Below are 24,166 nucleotides of genomic sequence, written 5' to 3'. Positions count from 1 at the left end.
GAGGCTGTGAACCTGTTCCAATGGCTGATCGGGGTGTGGTGGTCGCTGTGGGCCGCGGCCCGCGGCCTGGACATGACCCGGGACGCCGCCGACGGCCGGTCTGGGCACCGGCGCGGCCTGAGGACGCCGGCATGAGCGCCCCGACACTCCGGATCAGCCGGAGCCACTATCCCGTCACCGCCCTCGGCCCCGGAATCCGCCTCGGGGTATGGGTGCAGGGATGCCCGCTGGCCTGCAAGGGCTGCATGTCCCGGGACACCTGGGACGCCGACGGCGGCGTCGAAGTCGCCGTCGAAGATCTGGTCGACCGCTGGCGAACGGCGCTGAGCGACGGGGCCACCGGGCTGACCGTCAGCGGCGGCGAACCGCTGGAGCAAGCCGGACCGCTCGCGGAGTTGCTGCGGCGCGCGGCCGAGGTCCGCGCCGAGGTCCGTACTGATGGCGGCGCGGCGGCTGCGGCCGGTTACGGCGAGGCCGACATCCTGCTGTACACCGGGTACGAGCTCACCGAGCTCGACGAGGAGCAGCTGGCCGCGACGCGGTATGCGGACGCGCTGATCACCGGGCGTTATGAGGTCGGGCAGCCGACCGATCTGGTGTGGCGCGGATCGGCGAACCAACAGCTGAGGCCGCTCACCGAGTTGGGACATCGGCGCTATGCGGTTTCTGTGGACAAGCAGGTGGCCGCTCCCCCGCTGCAACTGCGGGTGGACGAATCAGGGGTCTGGGTCATCGGGGTGCCGAGGCCGGGCACTTTGAGCCGGATCGATCGGAGGCTGCGGCAGGCCGGGCTGGTCGTTGACGGAGTCACCTGGCGAGCGCCGAGCGGTTCGAGCGGCTTGGCCGACTCGGATGGCTTGGATGGCTTGGATGGCTTGGATGGCTCAGATCGATCCCCGAATGAAAGCGAGGTGCTGCCATGTCCGAACGACTGACGCGCTTCGAGGGCTTCCGGGAGTCCGTGCGTGCCCGGATGACGGATGCGCTGGCGCAGGAGCTGAACGTGTTGTGGAGCCGGGCCGCTGCCGCCGGTGTCGAACCGGAGCGGATGGCTGCGGCGCTGGAGACCTGGCGCGGCCGGATACAGCGGGTCGCGCGCGGGAAAGTCGGCGGAGCCGCAACGTCGTTCGTCAGCCGGACCGCGGAACTCGGACAGCTCGTCGATCTGGTGCGTCAGGCCGGATCGGGGCGGGCCGCCACGGCGATGATCGCCGGCGAGGCGGGCGTCGGGAAGACGCGGTTGCTCACCGAGTTCACCGAGCAGGCGCGGCACGACCTCAACGCGCACGTGTTGTCGGGTTCGTGCGTCAAGCTCGGCGACGGGGTCGTCCCGTACGCGCCGCTGGTCGAGTCGCTGCGTGCGCTGCTGTGGGAGAAGGGCCCTGAGACGGTGCGGCTGGCGGCCGGGCCGGCGTGGAACGATCTGGCCGATCTGGTCTCGGACGTCGCCGGTAGCACTGCTCCTGCCGGGCCTGATGTGGGGGTGCCGGGACGGCTGCGGATCTTCGGCGCCGTGCGGCGGATGCTGGAACGGCTCGGCACGACTGCGCCGGTGGTGTTGGTCTTCGAGGACTTGCACTGGGCCGACCAGTCGACGCTGGATCTGGTCTCCTATCTGACGCACACCATGGTCGGCGAACGGACGCTGTTGGCGTGCAGCCACCGATCTATGTTGCCGGTGGAGCACCGGCTTCAGAGGATGCTGGCCGAGCCCGGCTTCGGTCCGCGCGTGACGCGTTTGGAGCTGCCGCGGTTCACCGAGGCGGAGCTGTCCGTGTTCCTCGACGAGTTCGCGCCGCTGGACCGGGACGCAGTGCGACGGTACTACGAGGTCTCCGCTGGCAACGCGTTCTTCGCCGAGCAGTTGGCGGTGTCCGGGGTGCTGAGCGGGTCGGCCGAATCGGTCGCATCGATCGAATCGGTCGCGTCGGCGGCATCAGTCGCATCGGTCGAGGAGCCGGTGCCGCGGTCCGTCGAGGAACTGGTGCTGGCTCGGGTCTCCGCGCTCAGCGTGGCGGCTCGGCGCGTCCTGCGGGTCGCGTCGGCGGCGCGTCGGGTCGACGATCGGCTGCTGGAGGCTGTGAGCGGGCTGGAGGTCGATGTCCTCGACGAGGCGCTGAACGAATGCCAAGACCACGGGATGCTCGTTCTGGACGCGGTCGAGGGCCGGTACGCCGTGCCGCACGCGCTGCTCGGCGCGGCGGTCTACAAGGAGATGGCTCCGCGAGAGCGACGGCGTCTGCACGGTGAGGTGGCTCAGGCGCTGGCTGCGGGCGCCGGAGGTGCTCTGACCAGGGACTGGGGCGTCGCGGTGGAGGTGGCGTACCACTGGCATCGCGCGCGGCGTTATCCGGAGGCGCTGGTCGCGGCCGTGCGGGCCGGGGAGACGACGATGCGGGTGCGTGGCTTCCACGAGGCTGCCAGCCACTATCGACGTGCGCTGACTTTGTGGGACCAGGTGGCCGAGCCGGAGGACGCGGCTCGCTGTTCCCGCGAGCAGATCCTCCTCGCGCTGGCAGACGCGGCCCGGTGGGCCGGGCACGTCGGGCAGGCCGTCGCGCATGTGCAGGAGGCGGTCGACGCCGCGGGGCCGCATGCGAATCCGCGGCGGTTGGGCGAGTTGTACGAGCGGCTGGGCAGCTATCAGCGGGAGGCGCGCGTGGTGCCCGAGGACGGCCACGCGTATGCCGAGGCTGTGCGGCTGTTGGCGCAGGCGGCGCCGGGTGAGGCGGTGTATGCGCGGGCGTTGTCCGGCTTGGCGATGGCCGAGGTGCGGGCGGGGTCGTACGACACGGCGTTGGACCGTGCGCAGGAAGCGGTGGTGCTGGCTCACGACTGCGGCGACGCGGGTGCGGAGAACAATGCGCTCAACGCGGCCGGCGTGGCGCTGGCCGTCAGCGGCCGGACGGCGGAGAGCGAGCCGGTGCTGCGCCGGGCGCTGGACGTCGCGGACCGCGCCGACCGCCTGGAGGACGTGCTGCGCACCTACAGCAACCTCGCCCGGACGCTGGCGTTCGCCGGCGACACGGCGGGCTCGGCCGACCAGGCTCGCGCCGGACTGCGACGCGCGCGGGCGCTGGGGCTGGCCGGCACGCGGCTCGGCGGCGCGCTGGCCGGCAACGCGGGCTCGTCGCTGATGCTGCTGGGGCACTGGAACGAGGCCACGGACCTGCTGAACCAGGCGCTGGCGGACCGCCCGCACGCCGAGAACAGCGCCCGGCTGCGGCTGACGCTGGCCGGGATCGAGGTGGAACGCGGCCGGTTCGCCGATGCCGAGAGCCTGATCGACGAGCTGCGCGAGCAGCAGGCGGGTGACCCGTGGCTCACCGCGGCCCTGCACGCGTGCGAGGCGGAGCTCTGGTGCTGGCGCGGGCAACCGGTGCGGGCATATGGGACGGCGTTCCAGGGCCTGGAGGGCACCGACAACGCGCTGATGCGCCTGCGGTTGTGCGCAGTGGGACTGCGGGCCGCAGCCGACCACCGCCTGCGGCACTCGGGCGGGGTTCTGGTGGCGGGCGGGGATCTCGTGGACATCGCGGCGGAAGAGGCGGCGACTCTGCCCGAGACGGCGGTGGTGCAGCTGCTGCGGCGGCAGTGCGAGGCTGAGCATCAGAGGGCCTCGGAGGCGGACTCGGCGGAGGATTGGGCCGCGGTCGCCGCGGGGTGGGACGGGGTGGAGCGGCCGTATCCGGCGGCGTACGCGCGGTGGCGGCAGGCGGGGGCGGCGGCGCGTGATGGCCGAGGCGATGCGGTGGCAACCGCGAATCAGGCCGCTGAGGCTGCGGCTCGGCTCGGGGCGGAGCCTTTGCGGGCTGAGGCGGCACGGTTGGCTGCGCGGTTGGGGGGCAACGCGGCAGGCAGCCATACGACCGGCAACATCGCAGCAGGCGAAGGCATAGTCGGCAGCGGCACAGCCAGCTCGGGCGGCAAGGCGGCGAGCGAAAGCACGGCGGGCAGCGCGGCCGGGGATGGTGCAGCCAACATCGAGGCGGCCGGCAGTGGCGCAGCAAGCAGCGCTATCTCGGCCAGCGGTGGCGCGCCCAGCACCGCGGCGGCCGACAGCGGCTCGGCGGGCGGCGGTGCAGCGAGTGGTGTCGCGGCACGCGATGGCGCGGCAGCCACAGCAGTACCCGAACTCGGCATCGCGTCGCTGACCCCGCGCGAGACCGATGTCCTGCGGCTGCTGGCCACCGGGTGCTCCAATCGCGAGATCGGGAGCCGGTTCCGTCTCGCCGAGGGGACCGTGGCCACGCATGTGCATCGCATCATGCGCAAGCTCGGGGTGCAGAACCGGACCGAGGCGGCGTTGTGGGCCGTGAGGAACGGGCTCGGCGCGGGGGGCGAGTAGGAGGGGCTCTGTCGGCGCCGCTCCGGCCGTACCAGGTCGGGGCGGCGCCGGGCCTTCCCGCGCACGGGCTTGATCCGTCGTGTCCGTCAGGGTCACAGGGTGCTGAGAGCCGTCGCGGATGCCTCGTCGCGCGGGGTAATGGATCCGTCCACTCGGCCCGCCGCAAGGTCGGGCGGGGTAATGGTTTCTCAGCGATCGGCCTCGCAGGGCCCTGTGTCGGCGGCCCCGGAGCCCTTGCACGTACATAGTTATTAGTGTCTTTCTTCTTACCGCTAGCCGCGATACGGCGCGGTTCCTTACCGTGAAATCGCCTCGGGAAAAACGATTTCCGAGTCCGGCTTCCGGACCATCCCTGCTGATCACACGCGCTCCGCTGCACGTACGGCGCGCGATTTCGGCATCCGTGAAACGGCCTGCGGAAGCGGTAGAAGGAGAAAGGGACTCGGCATGGCCGACAAGAACCCGGAACAAGAAAAGGTCGAAGAAGAAATCAAGAAGGCGGCCCGGGAAGGGCGGTTGGCGGATTACCTGGCGCAGAATCCCGACACCGCGAACCCGGCCCTGTACCGGTTCGTCATGGAGGTCGTCTTCGAGCGTCTGACGCGCGGCCTGGAACGCCGGCGCGGGCACCTCCGGTGTGCCGCGGGTGCGGGCTTCCTGCTGCCCGAGTGCCATGATCGTTTTCAGGATGACGTCGAGGCCGTGCTGAACGACGTTGTGAAGCACGCTGACACCCAGATCGCGAACCTCGGCGGCTGGATCGCCTCGCGGCTTAACGCCGTCACCGTGGACGCCAACCGCAGGCGCCGCGGGGTTCGGGGCGCGCAGCAGCGTCCGCGGCTGCCGCTGTGGCTGGGCGACGCCCTCGGTCAGGACCAGTGGCTCCTCGCCTTGGCCCTGGACCTCCTGACCTGGGTCGGCGTGCCGACCGTGGCCCCCGGCGGACTCTGGCCGCTCGGCGCGTGGGCAGACCGGCGCGCGGCGGTCACCGGCGATCCCGGCGTCACCGAGCGGCAGGTCGCCACCGACGTCGAGCGCGTGCTGGCCGCGATGAAGCAGAACCCGGCCTGGTACGAGCTGTACGTCGAGCGCCCCCTGGGCCACAAGCAGGCACCCCTGATGTGCGCGCCCCGCGCCGACGGCGACGCCGAACGCGAACCCGACTACGTCTGCTGCGCCGGCCCGGACCAGTCGGCCGAGGCCGAGCTGCACGAGCTGGCCGCCCGCGTGATCGACCGGGTCGAGTCCCGCATGCTGGCCGGCGACGACCCGACCACCGCCCTCGTGGACAGCCTCACCGAGGTCTTCCACGACGGCACCGGCGCCGAACACCTCGACCGCACCCCCGGCAGCGCCCCCGACCTCGACGAGCGCGTGGCCCGGATGATCGAGGACCCCGAGGCCCTGGCCCGCGTGACCGAGGTCCTGCTGGAAATCCTGCTCGAAGCACTGGCGCAGGACGAAGAAGACAAGTGAGGCCTCCACACCCGGCCTGGAAGAACGCTTCCAGGCCGGGTGCCCGGCCACCCTCCCGACGTCGCCGACGCCCTGCCGACGACCCGCCGACGACCCGCCGTCGCTGTCCGTCAGAACCTGGCAGGGAGGAGGCCCATGAATTCCGCTGAGAATGTCACCGTTCCATCGGCGGCAACCAACGCGAACGACGCGCATGATGCGCATGACGCAACCAACCCGGCCGACGGCGAGACCCGCACGGTCCGGCCGACCACCGCAGCGCCCAGCAAGCGCCGGTCAATCAGGGCGTTGAAACACGCGGCGAAGCGCGCCGCGGCGGCGAGCCCGCATCGCAGAGGTCTGCGCCCATGAGGAACATCTCCCTGCTCAACCGACCAGCCTATCGTCGCCGCACTGGCATGAGGCCGAATGTTCAGCATCTCTGTCTGCACAAGCCAGAATCCGTCATTGGGTACCGGTGTCTACCGTGGTCGCGCCACAATGTCGCCATGACGGCCGAACGATTCGTCGGACGCGACCATGAACTCCAGCAGCTGCGGGGCCTGCTCGACAAGGCGGCCGACGGGCGGGCCGGCACGGTGGTGCTGGGCGGCGAGGCCGGCGTCGGCAAGAGCCGGCTGCTGGCGCAGTTCGCCGCGCGCGCGGAGAAGGACCACGGGGCCCACGTGCTGCGCGGAGCGTGCATCGAGCTCGGCGGCGGCCTGATCCCCTACGCGCCGCTGGTGGAGTCGTTGCGGATGCTGGTGCGCGAGCGCGGCGAGCCCGAGATCCGGGCCGCGGTCTCCGACACCACCTGGGACGATCTGGCGCACCTGGTCTCCGACTTCACCGGGACGGCGGTCGTCGCCGCCCCGGACGTCGCGCCGTCCGGCTCCGGGCAGCTGCGGGTCTTCGGCGCGGTTCTCAGGATGCTGGAACACCTGGGGCAGAGCGCGCCGGTGGTTCTGGTCTTCGAGGACATGCACTGGGCCGACCAGTCGACGCTGGACCTGGTCTCGTTCCTGGCCCGCAGGCTGTCGAGCGAGCGGGCGCTGCTGGTGTGCAGCCATCGGTCGGTACTGGCGCCCGGGCACTCGCTGCGGGTGCTGCTGGCGGAACCGGACTTCATCCGGCACGTCCATCCGGTGGCGCTGCCCTCCTTCGACGAGCGCGACCTCAGGAAGTTCATCGGCGAGCTCTCCCCCGATCCGGCCACGCCGCCGGACCGGGACCTGGCGCGCCGCTGCTACGAGTTGTCCGGCGGCAACGCCTATTTCGCGGAGCAGCTGGTGCTCTCCGGCGCGCTCACTGATCCGAACGCGCACCGCGTTCCTGAGTCACTCAATGAGCTGATGCTGGCGCGGATTCTCACGCTCAGCGAACCGGCCCGGCGCGTCATGCAGGTCGCGGCGGCAGCGGCCCGGCGGTTGGACGACCGGCTGTTGGAAGCGGTGTGCGGGCTGCCGGACGACGTGCTCGACAGTGCCCTGCGCGAGTGCCGCAGCCTGGGCATGCTGGTCCTGAACCCGGCCGACGAGTCCTACGCCATCCAGCACGCGCTGCTCAGCGAGGCCGTCTACCAGCAGATGGGCATCGGCGAGCGCCGCCGGCTGCACACGAAGATGGCTGAGGCGCTGACCGCTGATGTGGCGCTGGGTTTGACCCACGGCTGGAGTGCCGCGGTCGAGTTGGCGCACCACTGGTTCCACACCGACCACCGTGCCGAGGCGTTGGCCACGGCGGTGCATGCGGGTGAGGCGACGATGGGGGTGCGGGCGTTCTACGAGGCGGAGAGCCAGTTCGGGCGGGTGCTTGACGAGCTGTGGACCAAGGTGCCGGATCCGGAGGCCTCTGCGGGCTACTCCCGCCAGCAGCTTCTCGCCGACGCCGCGGTGGCCTCCCGCTGGGCCGGCCACGTGGCCCAGGCTGTCGCGCGTGTGCAGAAGGCGATCGACGCCGTCTCAGCCCAGGATGATCCGTGCCGGCTCGGTGAGCTCTACGAGCGCCTCGGCAGCTACCACTGGGAGGCCGGCGCGATCGTCGAGGGCCGGGCCGCCTACTCCGAGGCGGTACGGCTGCTGGAGGCGTCGGCGCCCGACGGTGCGGCCCATGCCCGGGCGCTGGTCGGGCTGGCGATGGCGGAGATCAACCTCGGCTTCTACCAGGCCGCGCTGGACCGGTCCGAGCAGGCGGTCACGCTGGCCGAGACCATAGGCGACGCCGGCGCCAAGGGCCGTGCGCTCAACGCCGCGGGCCTGGCTCTGGCGATGCTCGGGCGCGGCCAGGAGGGCGAGCCCCGGTTGCGGCAGGCGGTGGCGCTGGCCGACCAGGAAGACCACTTGGAGGATCTGCTGCGCGCGTACGGCAATCTCGCCGTGGCGCTGGAGCTGACCGGAGACCTGGACGGCTCGGTCAAGGCGGCGCGGGACGGCCTGCGGCGGGCCCACGCGCTCGGTCTGGCCGAACTACGGTTGGCAATCGTCCTGGCGAACAACGCCGGTGCCTCGCTGATGCAGCTGGGCCGGTGGGACGAGGCGGCCGAGGTGCTGGAGCAGGCGATGGCCGGCCGGCCGCGGGTGGAGCAGAGCGCTTATCTGCGGCTCACCGTCGCCGAGTTCGACGTCGCCCGCGGGCAGTACGACGAAGCCGAGCTCCTGATGGCCGAGGTCAGCGACCAGCGGATCAGCGATCCGCGGTTCGTCGCCGCGCTGTACACGTGCGAGGCGGAGCTGTGGTGCTGGAAGGAGCAGCCGTCCCGGGCCCTGGACGCGGTGCACCGGGGTTTGGGCGCTGTCGCGGACACCGAGAATGTTCTTGTGCGTCTGCGCTTGTACTCGGTCGGACTGCGGGCTGCGGCGGACCGGGCCGCGAGAGCTGCGAAGGAGGGGGCGCAGACCTCCGACGCCGCCGCGCTCGGCACGGAGCTGATCGCCGCCGCCGAACAGCAGGCCGCCACCAGCGCCGAGAACCTCGAGGTCCAGATTCTGCTTCAGCTGTGTCAGGCCGAGTATCACCGGGTGCTCGGCGACGACTCGGTCCCGATGTGGGACGACGTCGCGAAGACCTGGGGCGAGATCGGCCGTCCGTATCCGACCGCTTATGCACGATGGAGGCAGGCCGCCGCCGGCCTGGCCGCCGGAGACGCGGAGGCTGCGGCCGCCGCGATGGAGGAGGCGGTCGAGACGGCGATGCGGTTGGGGGCCGAGCCGCTGAAGACCGCGGCGGAGAATCTGACCGTGGTGTCGGTGACAACGCCAGGGCGGACCAAACCGCCCTATGGCTTGACGAACCGCGAATGGCAGATCTACCGGCTGCTGGCCATGGAATCCGCCACCAACCACGAGATCGCCAAGGCGCTCACCATCGTGGAGACGACGGTCGCGACCCACGTCCATCGCATCTATCCCAAACTCGGCGTCCCGAACCGAGCCGCGGCGATCAAAAAGGCCTACCAGGAACGCCTCTTCGAAGATCCCCCGGGGCCGGCGCCGACCACCGACTGACTCACCGAACCGCCGACGGGCCCGGGGCACACCGGGCCCGACCACGGACTCGTTCATTTCCGTACGCGACATAGGAGACGCCATGCCTGGAAGAGCACTGCTGATCGGCGGCGCCGTGGAGACCCTCACCGGTGTCGACAACGACATCGCGGCGATGAAGGACGCGCTGATCGCCCGCGGTCTGACCGTGGAGCCCGCGTTCACGCTGACCGGGAAGGACGCGACCCGGGCCGCGATCCTGGCCGCCTACGAGCACCTGATCGAGTTGGCCGTTCCCGGGGAGCCGTCAGTGGTCTACTACAGCGGGCACGGCGGGCGCGCCCTGCCACCGCCGACCGCGGGGCCGGGACCGGGGCCCGGGCCCGGGCCGGCGTCCCGTCCGGGCCCGATGGACCTGCAGTTCATCGTGCCCTACGACTTCAACGAGTCCGGGCCGGGCGATTTCCGCGGCATCACCTCGGTGGAGCTGTCGGTCCTGCAGGCCCGCCTGACTCAGCGGACTGACAACGTGGTCAGCATCTTCGACTGCTGTCATTCCGGACACGCATCGCGGGTGCCGTTCCGACGTAAGGTCACCACCGACCACGTGACCAGCTACGAAGAACTGAGCGCGCACATCAAGCGCATGGAGTCCGAGGGGCTGCGCTCCCAACTGATGCGTTCCATCGGCAATCCCGACGCCGTGCGGATCGTGGCCTGCGCGCCGAATGAGCTGGCCTTCGAATACCCCGGTGTGGGCGGCAAGCAGATCGGGATGTTGACCGAAGCCCTCACGATGGCCCTGCGCGCGGCGGGAACGGAACAGGTCAGCTGGGCGACGCTGCTCGACGGCGTCCGCTTCCGGATCTCCTGCCTGGTGGGCGGCCAGCGTCCGGAGGCCGAGGGCCCGGCGCGCCGGCTGCTGTTCCAGACCAAGGAGGACGACCACCTCGGGTCGCTCCCGGTCACGAACACCGACGACGGCCGCCTGCAGCTGGAGTGTGCGCCCCTGCTCAGTGTGCGCGAGGGCGACGTCTTCGAGATTCTGACGCCGTCCGACCACAAACTCGGTGATCTGACGGTCGACGTGGCCGGACCGTTTTCCGCGCAGGGACCGGTCACCCTCGCCCCCGGGGTCCTCACCATCCCGGCCGACGCGCGGGCCCACCGGATCACGGCGAGCGCGCCCAAGCTCGTGGTGTCGGTACCGGCGGACGTGCCGAACGGTACGGAGCTGAACAACGCGGAGCTGGACAAGGCGCTGAAGCGCTCGACCCTGGTCCGGAAGGCCAAGGACGACGAGCCGTGGGGTGCGCGGCTGCTGATCGACAACGACGACGCCGTGACGGTGGCCGACCGTATCGGCCCGCTGCACCCTCCGGGGCCCGGCGGAGCGGGCAGCCTCGCCAAGGCGGTCGGCAACCTGGAGACGCTGGCCCGGGCCGAAGCGCTGCGCAACCTGGACTCCGACACCCGCTGGGCCATCAACGCGAAGGTCACGTGTGAATGGGGCCTGGTGGAGAACGGACAGCGCCGACCCCTGCGCGATTTCGGCGAGACCGTCCGGGCCGGCCAGAAGATCTACATCAGCGTCCGCAACGACGGCGACACCCCCGTGTACGTGACGCTCTTGGACATCGGCGTCACCGGGCGTGTCACCGTTCTGACAAACGTCGACCCGAGCGGCTGCCGACTGTCGCGCGAGTACCAGCAGGAGTACGTGTTCGGCTACGAGCAGCTGCCGGGTGTTCTGGAAGGAGTCTCGCTGGACTGGCCGAGCGGGCTCGACCCGCTACACGCCCGGGACGAGACCGTGCTCATCTTCGTGACGTCGCAGCCGCAGGACTTCCGCGCGCTGAACCAGCCGGGGATCACGCGCAAGAGCCGCGTCTCGCCGCTGACCAAGCTGGTGGACCAGATCGCGAGCGGGAACACCCGCGATCTGCGCGGCACCGAAGGGGCCGGCAGCGGCTACGACGTCCGGAAGATCGAGTTCACGCTCGAACCGGCCGACGGCGCCGACAGCTTCCTGCTCGACGAGACGGATGTCCCGCAGCCGACCGGCCTGCGTCCGACCGGCCTGCGTCCCACCGGCCTGCTTCCGACCGACGTGCGGCCGGCCGGCCCGCAGGGAGTGGGCCCGCTCGGGACGGACCCGGGGTCGGGCCCGGTACCGCGCGGCACGGCACCGGTCGCCGAGGTGCCGAGCGCGGTGGCGGTCCGGCTGGACGAGCTGGTGATCCACCGCACCCGGGCCCGGTTCGGCGGTGCCGACGTCCGGGTCGACGCGATCGTGCTGACCGGGGCGGAGGACTCCCCGCATCCGGCGTTCCGGGCGCGGACCCAGCGGTTCTCGCGCATCCGGGACGGTGAGCCGCTGCCGCTGGACCGGATGCTGGTCTTCCACGGCCCGGTGGTGGACTACCTCGACATCGCGCTGTGGGTGTCCCGGGACAGCGACGGCGCCGTGGACCTCGGCGAGCTGCTCAGCGACGAGGTCGCCACGTTCGAGATGCAGGAGGCGCTGGCGAAGGCCGGCGGGGCGCTGAGCGGCCTGCCCTACGCCGCCGCGGCGGCGGCCATGGTGGGCGTCGGGGCGATCGTGGTCAACGTCGCCTACCGGCTGCTGCGCGGCACGGTCAACGACGTCATCGGGCTGTACCGCGGCTCGACGCTCGCCGGCGAGGCGTTCGGGCTCGGGCGCCACCCCGGCGAGGGCGTGCGGCGGGTCCAGGACTTCTCCTTCGCGTACAGCATCGACGACGTGTCCTGAGACGCCGTCCGTCAGGTACCCGGCGGACGGGGGATCGCGAACATCCCAATGGAAGGAAAACCCCAGAGATGACCGACCAGAGCAGCACCGACAAGCAGATCACCGTCGACGGTGCGGTGTGGATCCTGCCCCAGGAACCGGACGCGGCCGACGTCTTCAAGCAGATCGAGACCGCGCTCGAGAACGGCACCGTCGCGCGGGTCGCGGTGCTGGACGCGAAGCGGCGCCGGGTCGAGATCCTGATCAACGGGCGTACCGTCACCAGCGTGGTCCTGGACGCCGACATCGACCCGCGGCCGAGCGAGACCTCCGGCTGAACGGGCCCGGCGGCGGTCCGGTCACCTCGCGGTGGCCGGACCGTGGCGTGTTCCGGCGCCGGTCAATCAGGGGTCGACGATAATGGGCGGCCGGCACTCGACGCCGGCCCGCCCGATCCGTCGGCCGCCGTCCGTCAGGCGCCGTCCGTCAGCCGTATCCATTTGTCCGCCACCAGTTCGTCCGCCATCCGCCCGATCCGTTCTCCGTCAGGTAGCCCACAAGGGGTGTGTCATGTCGATCGATCCGGACAGATACCAGGTCTACGCGGCCATCGCCGGCGAGGGCGACTGGAACCTGGCGGTGGAGGCGCTGCACCGGCTGACCCTGGACACCGGCGACCGGTCGAGGCTGGCGGTCAAGCTGATGGCCCTGCGGCTCGGCGCGGGCACCGACCCCGGCGCCATGCTGAACCACGGCGGCGCCCAGGCGGCACAGCTGGAGCGCCTGCTGCTGCTGGCCGACCAGAACCCGCCCCGGGACCCGGGCTGGCCCCGGATGCGGACCATGGCGCGGCTGACCATCCTGGTGGCCGCGGTCTCCGGCGACTCGCACCTGCCGCCGGCCCAGGCCCTGGCCGAACTCGAAGAGCTCGCCGTGTCCGCCGCCGACGACCCGATGATGGCCAAGCTCATCGACGTCGCCCGCAGGATGCTGTCGGACACCGTCGCCTCCGACGAGGGCGACGCGTCGATGCCGAACCGGCTGGTCGAGGACGCGGCGGCGTTCCGCGACATCCTTCCCGGCAACGCCGAGGCGGCGCTGCTGGCCGACCTGTTCGCGGCCGTCGCCGATGTCCAGCGCGTCCAGCAGACCGGCGGTGACCCCCGGCCGGGGATGATGAAGATCCAGCAGATCGTCGCGCAGCTTCCGCCGGAGCACCCGATCCGCAAAGGCCTGCAGGAGTCGATGGCGGCGATGGGCCCGATGGCCGCGATGCTCAACGACGTCTCGGGAGACACCGCGCAGTCCGGCCCCGACGACTTCGCCGCCGCCGAGGAACTCGCCGCCCGGACCGACGCCGCCCCGTCCATACGCGCGGTGCGCCACGCGGCGGCCGGCGGCCTGGCACTGCGGGCGTGGGAGGAGACCGGTGTCGACCGGGTCAGCGCCGGCGTCGAGCACTTCCGCACGGCGGTGGAGCTGACGCCGGACAGCAGCAGCGAGCGGGTACTCCACCTCGGCGGCTACGCCATGGCGCTGATCCGGCGCAACGAGCTGACCAACTCCATGGGCGACCTCGAGATCGCGGCCGAGGCACTGACCGAGGCCCGGACCCTGGCCGGCGGACCCCGTCATCCGCAGTGGTCGTACATCAACGACATGTTCACCCGGATCCAGCGGCGCCGCGGCGACACCGAGGCCGGGCAGGGCGCGCTGGACTCGCTGCGCGGCACCGCGTGGCAGGTGCTGCTGCAGGACGGCATCGGCGCGGCGAAGTACGCCGCCCACGATGCCGCGCAGAGCGCGGCCGACGCGGCACGGATGTGCCTGCTGGAAGGCCGGCTGAGCGACGCGGTCCAGGCCCTGGACGGCGGCCGCGGCCTGATGCTGTTCGCGGCGACCGAGTTCCAGGACGTGGCCCCGCGGCTGCGCGAAGCCGGGCGGCCGGACCTGGCCGAGCGCTGGAGCCTGGCCACCGCCGAGGGCGCGCCGGAGCTGATGCCCGCCAGCCTGCGCGGCGAAGTCCTCGCGGCGCTGGACCAGGACTCGAGCCGGCTCGACCCGCCGAGCATCGCCGAGATCCGGTACGCGCTGCACGACCTGGACGCCGACGCGCTGGTCTACCTCCTGCCGGCGGGCCACGGCCACCCCGGCTGGGCCGTGTTGGTGCCGGCCCGGGGGCAGCTCGCGTCGCTGGGGCTGGCGAACCTGCAGATCGATTCCGAGACCGACGCCGAGCGGTACATGAAATCCCTCGAGAGCCGCGATCTGCAACCGCAGAGCCCGGCGGCCGACCTGACAGCCAGCCTGGACACGTTGTGCGGCTGGGCCTGGCGGGTGGCGATGGGACCGATCATCGAGCAGTTCCTCCCGACCCTGCCCGCCCCGGAGAGCGGCCGGCCGCACCGGCTGGTCCTGGTCCCGATGGGCGAACTCGCGCTGATCCCGTGGCAGGCGGCGCGCGACCGCGAAGGCCGCTACGCGCTGGAGTACGCGGCGTTCTCGCAGGCCGCCTCGGCCCGCATGCTGTGCCGGTCGGCCGACGCCGGGCCGGTGCGCACGCTGCCGGTCGGGCTCGTCGTGGGCGACCCGGACACCGGCGGCGAAGCGCCGGAGCTGCCCGCGGCGCGCCTGGAGGCGTTCGCCGTCCACCGGACCTTCTATCCGAACGGCCGCTACGTCGGAAAGCGCCCCGACGGCAAGACGAGTCCGGCCGGCGCCGGAACCGCGCGGGAGGTCCGCGACTGGCTCGGGGCCACCCACCCCGGCGCGGTCCTGCACCTGGCCTGCCACGGCGTCATCGACACCACCGGGGACGAGGCCACCTCGTATCTGATGCTCGCGGACAAGAGCAAGGTGACGGCCCAGGAGATCATCGAGCTGATGGCGCACGCCCCCGACGCCGGCATCGGGCTGGCGGTCCTGGCAGCCTGCCGGACCGGCCGATCGATCCACGGCTATGACGAGGCCTACAGCCTGGGCACCGCGTTCCTGGCCGGCGGCGTCCGCTCGGTGCTCTCCACCCTGTGGGCCGTGCCGGACGAGGACACCTCGATGCTGATGTTCATGTTCCACCACTATCTGAGGACTGAGACACCGGCCCCGTGGGAAGCGTTGCACCGGGCCCAGCTGTGGATGCTCGATCCCGACCGGCAGCTGCCGGAGTCGATGCCGGCCCCGCTGCGCAACCGCTTCAAGGCTGAGCGCGCGCCGGAGATCGAGGCGTGGGCCGGGTTCGTGCACTGGGGAATGTGAGAAGGGGACTGCGTTGGACGACATCACCCGTCTTGAGGCGGAACTGGCGGGCCTGACGGGCAGCGCCCGGGCCCAGACGCTGATCCAGTTGGGACAGGCGCAGTGGCTCGGGTACTGGCGCACGGGGATCGGCTCCCAGGTCGGGCTGCCGTACCTGAACCAGACCATCCTGCGGCTGGATGAGGCGCTGGGCTACCTCGAGCCCGGCGACTCGCTCCGCGTGCACACCATCTCGATGCTCGGGGTCTCCCGCTGCGTGCGGCACTCCGGCCACAAGGGCCCGGTCTCCGATCGTGAGGCCGGCATCCCGCTGCTGGAGGAGGCCTTGGCCGCGCCGCCCGGCAACCTGTCGCAGCCCACAACCGGCCTGGCCCGCGCCACGCTCGGCGAGGCCTATCTCCGGCGCTCCATGGAGATCCTGCAATCGCCGGACGCGCTCCTGGCCGCGATGACGCGCGGTGCGCCGGCCGGGGTGGTCGCCGACATGGAGCTGGCGATCAAGACCTTGCGCCAGGTGACCGCCGAGGCCACGGCTCCGCAGATGGCGCAGATAGCCGGGAAGATGCTGCGCATGGCGGAGACGATGCACACGATCCTGACCGCCTTCGGGTCGCCGCAGTTGAGCACTCAGATAGACGTGATGATGCGGTCGATGGCCGAGATGCAGCAGATGGTCCGGGAGATCGAGACGGACGGCTTCGGGCTGGGCAGCTACATCACGAACATGTCGTTCACCGACACCGAGTGGACGCAGCACGCCGATCACATGGACTATCCCGGTGTCATGTTCCAGGAGCCGGAGGTCGTCGGCGACGCCGCCCCGGAGCCGGAGCGGCGTAAAGCTGAGCCGGAGGAACGGACAGAGCAGCCTGAGCAGCCAGAGCGGTCGGCGCAGCCCGAGCGACCTGAGCGGCCGGAGCGGTCGGCGCAGCCGGAGCGCACGCGATTCGGGGCGGACGTCGACACCATGCGAGCCGATCTCCGAACATTGATAGCGTCCGGCAACGACGGCCGCGACGTGTTCGCAGCCGCCGCCGACCTGCTCCGGGCCACCGAACCGCCGTCGTGGATCGACGAGTTCGTCGCCTCGGCAGCCGGTGTCGTGCACACCGCGGAACCGCCTTCCGGTACGGATCACTTCCTGCTGGCAGTCGCGCTGCACCTGCGGTCGCGCCGCGACGGCGACGACGACGGCTGGGGCGAGGACGTCGGCGGGACGACCGGCGGCGACGCGCAGGCCGCGGCTGCGAGCCTCCTCACCGCCGCGGAGACCGTGGCCTCCGAGGATCTGGACGTCGTCCCGACGCTGGTCCGGTTGGCGGAGCTGTCCCCCGACGGGACGCTGAAAGCGCTCGGCACCCGGCTCGGCCGTCTCACGACCCTGCTTCAGTCCGTCGGCGCCGAGGCGGTGAACCTGCCGGAGCCGGCGGATTCGTTGCGCTGGAACGCGGTTGAGGGCCGGTTCGAGCCGGCCGGTGAGCCGTGCGAGGCTCGCACGCTGGTCGTCGTCGACGGCGGATCCCTGCCGGAGCCCAAGGTTTCGGAGGACGAGGCGACCGTCTCCTACGTGGCGTCGCTGTCGCAACTCAGGACCCTGTCGCAGCGCAAGGTCCGGCCGATCGCGGAGGAGCCCGTCTTCGTCGCGAACCCGCGCGGCGACCGGATGCCGGCCGCCGTGGAGACGATGCTGCTGCGACGCAGCTTCTATCCGCACTCCGTCGGGCTCGGCGGGCTGATCGAGGCCGCGGACGGCGCGGGCACGGCGAAGGAGGTGCGGGCCCGGCTGGAGGCGTCGGTGCTGCACCTGGCGTGCGGCGTGACCGAGGCCGGCGCGCTGGAGTTGGCCGACTCCGCCGAGCTGGACCTGACCGAGGTCGAGGCGAAGCGCGGCGGCGTGGTCATCCTGCCGCCGGAGCACTTCCAGCCGCTCGCCGACATCCTGCTCACCGCAGGGTTCACCGGCGTGATCGGGTGGCGGCGGCCGGTGTCCGAGGACTTCGCGGCCGTCGCCTACTTCCTGCTGCACACGGAGCTGGCCGACGTCGGTCGCGCGCCGGCCGCGGCGGTCAGAGCGGTTCGCAAGCAGCTCCGCGAGCCCGACCTCGACGCGCTGCCGCCGTTGCTGGCCTCGCGGTTCGAGGCGAGGGCCGACGCCGATGGCGAGCAATGGTCGGCGTTGGTCTACCGGGGCAGGTGAGTCCGCTCGTGCCCGGCGGCACTCGATGGCCTGCCGCACAAAGTCAGTACATTGAGTCGCCGTGGAACCCCGGAGGTCTGCCGTGAGCGGAACCGAACTGTCCATCAGCCGCTTCGCCAGCCCGGTCCGCACGCTCGGGCCCGGCGTCCGCGCCGTGGTGTGGGTCCGGGGCTGTCCGCTGCGCTGCCCGGGCTGCATCGCGGTCGAGGACCTGGACTTCGAGGGCGGGCTCCGGACCACGGTCGGGGCGCTGGCCGAGCAGATCAGTGCCCTGCCGGCGGAGGTCACCGGCGTCACCTTCTCCGGGGGTGAGCCGATGGCGCAGGCCGCGGCGCTGGCCGAGGTGGTGGACGTGATCCGGGCCGGGCGCGACTGGTCGGTGATGGCCTACAGCGGTTTCACGCTCGACCACCTGACCCGGCACGGCGACGCCGGGCAGCGCGCGCTCCTGGACCGGCTCGACATCCTCGTCGACGGGCCGTACATGCGGGCCCGGCATGCCGACCTGGCCTGGCGCGGCTCGGACAACCAGCGGGTGCACCTGCTCAGCGCGCGCCATGTGATGCCCGATCCCGACACCTCCGCCGGGATCGAGTTCCACGTCGAGGCCGACTCCGTGACGTTCGTCGGGGTGCCGCCGGTGCCGGGGTTCCGGAAGTCGTTCGAGGACGCGGTGCGCGACGAGGGTGTGGTTCTCAGCCCGGAGTAGCGGACCGGCCGACGTCGCGCGTCCCCCGGAGGGAACCCCCGCCCCGTAACCTCACTGGGCGCTGGGTTCGGCCCGGGGCCGCGCCGTCGTCAGCTTCCTGAGTTGCCGGGGCAGCCGCTCGCCGCCCAGCAGCCACGAGCTCAGGTTGGCGATGGTGGGGTCGACCTCGCCGTCGGCCGTGAGGACGGCCGCGGTGAAATAGAACCGGACCTCGCCGAACTCGTGCCGCATCGAGCGGATCAGGTTGCCCAGGCCCAGTTCCTCGGTCAGCCAGCGTTCGCAGGCGGCCGAGTCCGAGGTCCGGGAAGGTGCCGAGCCGAGGCCGTCGAAGAGGTCGAACTTGCTCACCGCCACGGCCAGCCGGGTCCGCTTGGCCGGCGCGCCCATCTGGATCAGGGTCTGCACGGCCTGGTCGAACACCAGGCCCGGAGGTTCCTTCGAGGCCAGCGACCAGTCCAGTGTGTCCTGGGCCTGGGGCCGCAGCGTGTCCCGGAACGCCGGCACCGACAGCGGATCCAGCACGAACAACAGCGAGCGCGCCGCTCGGAAGTACTCCAGCTCGTCGGTCCGGTCGACGGTGGTGAACCGCTCGCCGGCCGCGTCGAACAGGTGGATCAGGCGCTCGGAGCGGCCGCTGCCGAGGTAGATGGACCGGGCCCGCGGCAGTTCCGGGCCGGTGCCGGTGACGTGCCCGGCCTCCTGCAGGATCTCGGTGAGCACCCGGTAGGCGCGGCTGGTCTCGTCGTCGGCGAGCCGGGCCGGGATCCGGTCGCGGTCGGCCTCGCGCATCAGCCGCATCATGATGGCCGCCATCAGCTGGGTCTTGCCGGCGGCACGCGCGCCGAACAGCGGCACGATCTGCTCGCGGCGACGGCCGGTCTCGTCGCTCATGGCCCTCCCACACTCCGATTCGGGACAGAAGGCCGGCAGCTGGTGGCTCCCGAGGAGCAGCAGCGTCGGCAGTCGGGCGCCGCACGCGCAGCGTCGGCGCAGCACGCCGTAGCGCCCGGGGCGAACGTCCCGGTGACGGCGCGAACAGTCGGGGGCCTCGCAGCTGTACGAGGGGTAGTCGATCTTCCGGTAGCAGTGCGGGCAGGTCATGCCCCTGATCCCCTTGGCGGCCAACAGCGCGGTGTCGGCGCCGCGGAGCACGCCGATCGCGGCTCGGCTCACCAGCTGCGCGACGCCGATCGTGAGCGCGTGCAGGAGCGCGACCACGGCCAGCAGGACGGCGGCACCGAACCCGCCGACGATCAGGCCGGCCCAGAGCGCCACGCCGATCGGCCGGGCGATCAGCGGAGAGAACCCCGGGCTGGTGATGAAGCGGCCCGTGATCGACGCACCCCAGTCCTGGAACAGCGTGATGCCGCCGGCCTGCCCCTGCCTGAGGATCCGCCGCAGATCGAACATCGCGGGTCCGAAAAAGTACTGCCGGTAGGCCTGCTCCGGCTCCCGGTCCGGCGGGAACCCGCGCGGGTCGCGCTGCGCCGGATCCGGGTTGGACATCGTCTGTATCAGGATCCGCACATAGCCGACGACGGCCGCGCCGACGAACACCGCCGCCGTGCCGAGGACGACGAACGGCCCGGCGACGACCGCGAAGAAGAACAGGGCGAGGCAGTACAGCGCGATGCCCGCCAGAATCACCATGAAGAAGAACAGCTCTTCCATTTTCCGTCACCCCCCTCGGCGGAAACTGCCGCCGAACCGCAGCTTCCGGTACCTGGTCTCGAAACTGTGGAACTCGTCGGCGAGCAGCGGATCACTGAGCTCGACGAGGCGCCGCAGCTCGTCCCATTCGGCCTTCTTCAGACCCCTGACGATGTCCGTGAGGGGCGCGAGCATTTCGGCGCGGGCGCGGTTCTCATACATGCTGGCGAACCGGAGGTAGACCCCTGCGATGCGCTTGAGATCAGCGGCGCTCCAGTTGCCCCCTGCGGTCTTGAGGCGCGCGAGGAAGTCGTTCACGATGTTCGGAGGGATCCGTTCCAGCACCAAGCACACCTGCTTGGGCTCCCATTCGGAGCGCATCAGGTAATGCAGCAGGAAGCGCCGAGCGATCAGCGCGATCATCCGGTTGTTCGACGAGATGCCGGCGACGACCTTGGACAGGCCCGCGAGGTTCTGGACGGATTCGCAGACAGCGATGAACCGGTGCACCTCCTCCATGGCCGCCAGCGATTTCTTCAGCCGCTTTCCCGCCGGGGACGCCAGCAGGTCACTGGAGATCTGCACATACCATTCGATATCGGTGTTCTCGGACGCCCTCTCGACCGGGGTCACGAACCAGATGAGGACCTCGTCGTCGTCGATGCGGCGCACCGGCACTTTCGCGGCGATGGCAAGCAGGTCCTCCCTGGACCACAGCCAGCCCTGCCACAGGCGTTTGAGCAGCTTCGCGTCTGGCAGTTCCTGCCCGCGCCGCGCCAGTATCCGCAGCAGCACCTCCGGCCGGAACGCCGGCTGCCGTCTGGCCCGGGCGATCAGGACCGACTCCTGCAGCGCGGGATACTCCCTCAGGTCGCTGTCGAAGTCCGCGCCCGCCAGGAACTCCCCGATCGGTCCGTCGAGCAGCTGGTCCGCTTCCTCCGGCTGTTTGCCGGCCAGGGTCGCCAGCTCCGCGACGAAGCCCCGGCGGATCGCCGGCCAATCCCGGAGCGCGGCGTGCAGGATTCCCGGGGCGGCAGCCTGTTTTCCGCCGGCCGCCGCCGACACCAGGGCGCGTTGGCCGAATCCGAAGAGGAACACCTGGTCCAGCTCCGGCTCCAGACCGGCCCGCCGGGCCCAGTGCAATAGCCGCAGCGCCTCGACGGGGGTGGAGACGTCGAGCAGTTCCCGCAGCCGGCCCGCCGTGCGCCGCCGGATCGTCGGCGACTCGATGCGGATCGCGGCGGAGTTCTTGGAGTTCTTGGTGTCCTTGGAGTCCCTGGTGTCTTCAGTGTCGGCGGCGCGGACCCGGGCCAGCTCGGAATCGATCTGCTCGAACCGGATCTCGTCGCACAGCGCCTGGTCGCCGCCGCGCCGGGCCAGCTCCACCAACGCCGGGAGGTGGTGGTCGCGGCGCGCGGGCTGGTCGTGCAGGACCATGGCCAGCTCGGCCAGCGCCGCCGGGTCCAGCGCGGCGTCGGTCGCCCACGTCACCGCCCGGTCGGCCTCGGCGACGGTGAGCTCGACCCGGCCCAGCGCCGCCGCGGCGGCGACCGGGCCGAACCAGGCGTCCAGGCTGGAGCTGCCGGGGGCGGCGAGGGTGCCGGCGGTCTGCCACAGCGCCCGTGCCTTGGACACCCCGACCCGGACCGCCAACTCCGCCAGCGGATGGACCGCGACCTCCGCGATGCTGCCGGCGGTCAGGTCGAAGACCACGAACGAGTCGATGACGTCCAGCGGCAACTCAGCGAGCGTCTCGGGAACCGTGCCGATCAGATGGAGGCGGCTGGCCGACGGGTCCGCGCGGTAGGTGGCGAACGCCAGTGCCGCCCCGGCGCGCGGCGGCAGCAGATACGACACCGCCGCGATCCACTGCGCCGCGCGGTCGGAGTCCGACTCGACGAGCAGCACCGGCCGCGCCCGGCCTTCCACCGCCGCCGCGGCCGCCGACAGCAGCGCCGACAGCGCGGAGTCCAAGCGGTCGCCGAGCAGATGGCCGGCCAGGAAGTCACGGACCGAGGCCGGACTCACCAGACCGCGCGGCAGCTGTCCGGAGAAGCGCGGCAGCTCTGTGCCGTCGGCCTGACTCGCGGCCCACACCGGCGCGCGCCACAGCTCGATCGGCAGCAGCGGCCCCAGGGCTTCGGTGAGATCGTCGACCGAGTCGGCGGCGAAGGCGTGCGCGAAGTAGTTGCCGAAGCGCTTGGAGAAGTCCTGGCCGACGTACTCGACGTTGGCCAGGAGCGTGAGCGTACCGGGTCGGAAGCACAGGTTCACCGGGCATCGCGCGAGTTCGTCGGCCTCGGCCGGGAACATCTGCGAGCGCGGCGGTTTGTAAGCGATCTGCGACAGCACCTCGCGTTGGGTCTCGGCCGAGGCCCCCGGGCTCACCGCGTTGAACTGGTAGCCCGCGAAGCCGGTCAGGCCCTGTTCGCAGGAGGTGTAGTAGAGCTGTTCGAGGGCCACGTCACCCGCTTCCCTCGCGGCCGACGGCGCCGAACTCGCTCAGCAGCCAGATGAACGGGTCCGCCACGCGGTAGGGCTGGATGCCGGTCGCGGCGACTTCGGCGTTCTGCGTCGGGTTGGCGCCGAGCGCGGACACGCCGAAGTAGCGGTAGCGGCGGTAGGTGTTGCGCATGAGCTGGTCGATCTGGACCCCGTCCCAGTCCCGCAGCAGGCTCGTCATCTCGGTGTGGACGTCGAGGCTGTCGGCGACGTCGAACTTCTCCCCGGCCGGCGGCTCGACGGTCAGCGGGCTGCCGCGCCGCAGGCGGTGCCGGAAGACGTCCATCTTGGGGAACACGACCGCGACCGGGACGTCGATGCGTCCCTTCTTGGCCGCCCCGGGCTGGGACAGGAGCATGTCGGTGATGCGGGTCAGGACGCCGACAGAGGTGTCGTACTGCGCGCTGGGCATATGGGTGCCGGGCGCGGCTTCGCGCCGCGCGCCCGGCATCTGGAGCGGATCGAGCAGCAGCAGGATGCCGTCGGCGTTGGCGAGGTAGCGGGTGTTGAGGTCGACGCTGTCCTGCGAGGTGAGGTCTTCGCCGGCGGCGTCGAAGAAGGACAGCAGCGTGTGGACGGGGGCGCGGCGCAGCGGTCCCTGCGCGCTGACGCTGAGCCGGAACACCAGCGGGTCCACGCGGTTGTCGTTGGTGCTCGCCGACACGGTGCCCGGCGGCAGCCGGTGGTCCTCGTAGAGGTTGTCCTCGTAGTTGCGGCGGAACCGGCTCAGGGTGTGTTCGTCCCCTGCCATGAGCGAGGCGTCGAGCCGGGCGCCGACGCGGTTCATCACCTCGTGCAGCAGGACCGTCATGTAGACGGTCTTGCCGGACTCCTTGGACCCGACCATCGCGATCAGCAGGTTGTCGACCAGGCCGAACTGCGTCGGGAGCTGGCTGTGGCAGACCGGGCAGACGCGGTAGCGGGTCTCGCTGGTGCAGTCGGGGCAGGACGCGGTGGTCTGGCGGCCGTCGGCGGTGAACACCGGGCCGAGCTCGCGTCCGTTGCCGGTGCGCTCCTCCAGGATGCCGTCGGTCTTGGCGACGCAGCGCTGTCCAGTGCGGCCGGTGCGGGTGTTGCAGCGGAAAAGGATGTCCCGGATCGGGAACTGCTCGTAGCAGTAGGGACAGATCAGTTTCTTGGACGACAGCGCGCTGGGCAGCTTGTTGGGCAACGACATCCTCATGGTCATCCCACCTTCAGCCGGTGCAGCGATTCGGGCAGCAACTCCACCGACGCCTCCGCCGGATCGGCGGTGAAGCACACGAGCCAGAACGGCCCGCGGTGCCCCGCCAACGGGAACTGGACGGTCAGCGGCGTCCTCGGCGACAGGTGCGCGCCGGATATGCGGTACACGACTTCGCCTTCGTGCGCGCCGCGGGGAAGGTAGTGGCCCCGGGCGAGCACCACGTCGATCGCCGGGAACGTGCAGTCGGTGTCGCTGGTCAGCGTCACCTGCCCGGTGCGGCGGCTGCCGCGTCCCTGGACGGCCGGGGCGTAGCGGATCGCCGGCGGCAGCGCGGCCAGCCCGACCGAGGAGGGCGGGCCGGGCTCCGGGCTGGAGCCGGGGACCAGGGCCTCGACGGTGAACAGGCTCTCGGTCGGGCCGATCCGCAGCTGGAAGCCGCCTTCGTGCTCGTAGACGCGGCGCGTGCACTCGGTCTCGCCGCGCCGGGCGTCGCCGCCGCCGCCGATCTGCCAGCGGACGACGGAGATGACGCAGTCCGGCGGCCAGATCCAGGTCAGCAGGGCGTGGTCCTCGCGGCGCTCGGCGGTCAGCGCGGCGACCGGCTGGGGGTAGGCGGCGTCGGGGCCGGCG

15 protein-coding genes are annotated in these 24,166 nt (G+C 71.4%); 11 read left to right on the top strand and 4 right to left on the bottom strand.

Features of this window, described 5'->3' with window-relative positions; all coding sequences use genetic code 11:
* Positions 1 to 6: 6 nt before the first annotated feature.
* The 11 genes from GWK61_RS58730 (at position 7) to GWK61_RS28455 (ending at position 18,198) form a co-directional block, all read left to right on the top strand.
* Positions 7 to 135, top strand: coding sequence for a hypothetical protein (locus GWK61_RS58730; RefSeq protein WP_267254380.1), 129 nt, complete (start codon positions 7 to 9; stop codon positions 133 to 135).
* Positions 132 to 935, top strand: a complete 804-nt coding sequence (locus GWK61_RS28500) for a 4Fe-4S single cluster domain-containing protein (RefSeq protein ID WP_194913375.1) — start codon at positions 132 to 134, stop codon at positions 933 to 935. Before GWK61_RS58730 ends, GWK61_RS28500 begins: the two co-directional genes overlap by 4 nt.
* Positions 920 to 4,348, top strand: a complete 3,429-nt coding sequence (locus GWK61_RS28495) for a helix-turn-helix transcriptional regulator (protein WP_194913370.1) — start codon at positions 920 to 922, stop codon at positions 4,346 to 4,348. Before GWK61_RS28500 ends, GWK61_RS28495 begins: the two co-directional genes overlap by 16 nt.
* Before the next feature lie 447 nt (positions 4,349 to 4,795).
* Entirely contained in the window at positions 4,796 to 5,824 is a 1,029-nt protein-coding gene (locus GWK61_RS28490; protein WP_194913369.1) for a hypothetical protein, read from the top strand.
* Positions 5,825 to 5,959: 135 nt separating this feature from the next.
* Positions 5,960 to 6,175, top strand: coding sequence for a hypothetical protein (locus GWK61_RS28485; RefSeq protein WP_194913367.1), 216 nt, complete (start codon positions 5,960 to 5,962; stop codon positions 6,173 to 6,175).
* 137 nt (positions 6,176 to 6,312) lie between these two features.
* Positions 6,313 to 9,306 carry a helix-turn-helix transcriptional regulator gene (locus GWK61_RS28480; RefSeq protein ID WP_194913365.1) on the top strand — a complete coding sequence of 998 codons (2,994 nt, stop codon included), beginning with the start codon at positions 6,313 to 6,315 and terminating at the stop codon, positions 9,304 to 9,306.
* Positions 9,307 to 9,388: 82 nt separating this feature from the next.
* Entirely contained in the window at positions 9,389 to 12,058 is a 2,670-nt protein-coding gene (locus tag GWK61_RS28475) for a caspase family protein (RefSeq protein WP_194913363.1), read from the top strand.
* 68 nt (positions 12,059 to 12,126) lie between these two features.
* A complete protein-coding gene (locus tag GWK61_RS28470; RefSeq protein ID WP_194913362.1) occupies positions 12,127 to 12,375 on the top strand; it encodes a hypothetical protein in 249 nt (82 codons plus the stop codon).
* Between the two features lie 232 nt (positions 12,376 to 12,607).
* The gene (locus GWK61_RS28465) at positions 12,608 to 15,292 is read left to right on the top strand and encodes a CHAT domain-containing protein (protein ID WP_194913360.1); all 2,685 of its coding nucleotides are present in this window, start codon (positions 12,608 to 12,610) and stop codon (positions 15,290 to 15,292) included.
* 13 nt (positions 15,293 to 15,305) lie between these two features.
* Positions 15,306 to 17,489, top strand: a complete 2,184-nt coding sequence (locus tag GWK61_RS28460) for a CHAT domain-containing protein (RefSeq protein WP_194913358.1) — start codon at positions 15,306 to 15,308, stop codon at positions 17,487 to 17,489.
* Positions 17,490 to 17,571: 82 nt separating this feature from the next.
* Complete coding sequence (locus GWK61_RS28455) at positions 17,572 to 18,198, top strand: 4Fe-4S single cluster domain-containing protein (RefSeq protein WP_323747796.1); 627 nt, start codon at positions 17,572 to 17,574, stop codon at positions 18,196 to 18,198.
* Between the two features lie 51 nt (positions 18,199 to 18,249).
* Here the strand turns inward: GWK61_RS28455 and GWK61_RS28450 are convergent, their stop codons facing one another.
* The 4 genes from GWK61_RS28450 to GWK61_RS28435 form a co-directional block, all read right to left on the bottom strand.
* Positions 18,250 to 19,869, bottom strand: a complete 1,620-nt coding sequence (locus GWK61_RS28450; protein ID WP_194913354.1) for a TRAFAC clade GTPase domain-containing protein — start codon at positions 19,867 to 19,869, stop codon at positions 18,250 to 18,252.
* 6 nt (positions 19,870 to 19,875) lie between these two features.
* Positions 19,876 to 22,311, bottom strand: a complete 2,436-nt coding sequence (locus GWK61_RS28445; RefSeq protein ID WP_194913352.1) for a GTPase-associated protein 1-related protein — start codon at positions 22,309 to 22,311, stop codon at positions 19,876 to 19,878.
* Position 22,312: 1 nt separating this feature from the next.
* Positions 22,313 to 23,533, bottom strand: coding sequence for a TRAFAC clade GTPase domain-containing protein (locus GWK61_RS28440; protein ID WP_228563084.1), 1,221 nt, complete (start codon positions 23,531 to 23,533; stop codon positions 22,313 to 22,315).
* A 2-nt stretch (positions 23,534 to 23,535) separates the two neighbouring features.
* Positions 23,536 to 24,166 (bottom strand): hypothetical protein (locus GWK61_RS28435; protein WP_194913350.1); only part of this gene is annotated, 631 nt, incomplete at its 5' end.

Origin of the sequence: Catenulispora rubra (assembly GCF_015356825.1) — a bacterium.
GTDB classification, from domain to species: domain Bacteria; phylum Actinomycetota; class Actinomycetes; order Streptomycetales; family Catenulisporaceae; genus Catenulispora; species Catenulispora rubra.
The sequence above is the reverse complement of the archived record's forward strand: the minus strand, read 5'-3'. Positions and strand labels throughout refer to the sequence as shown.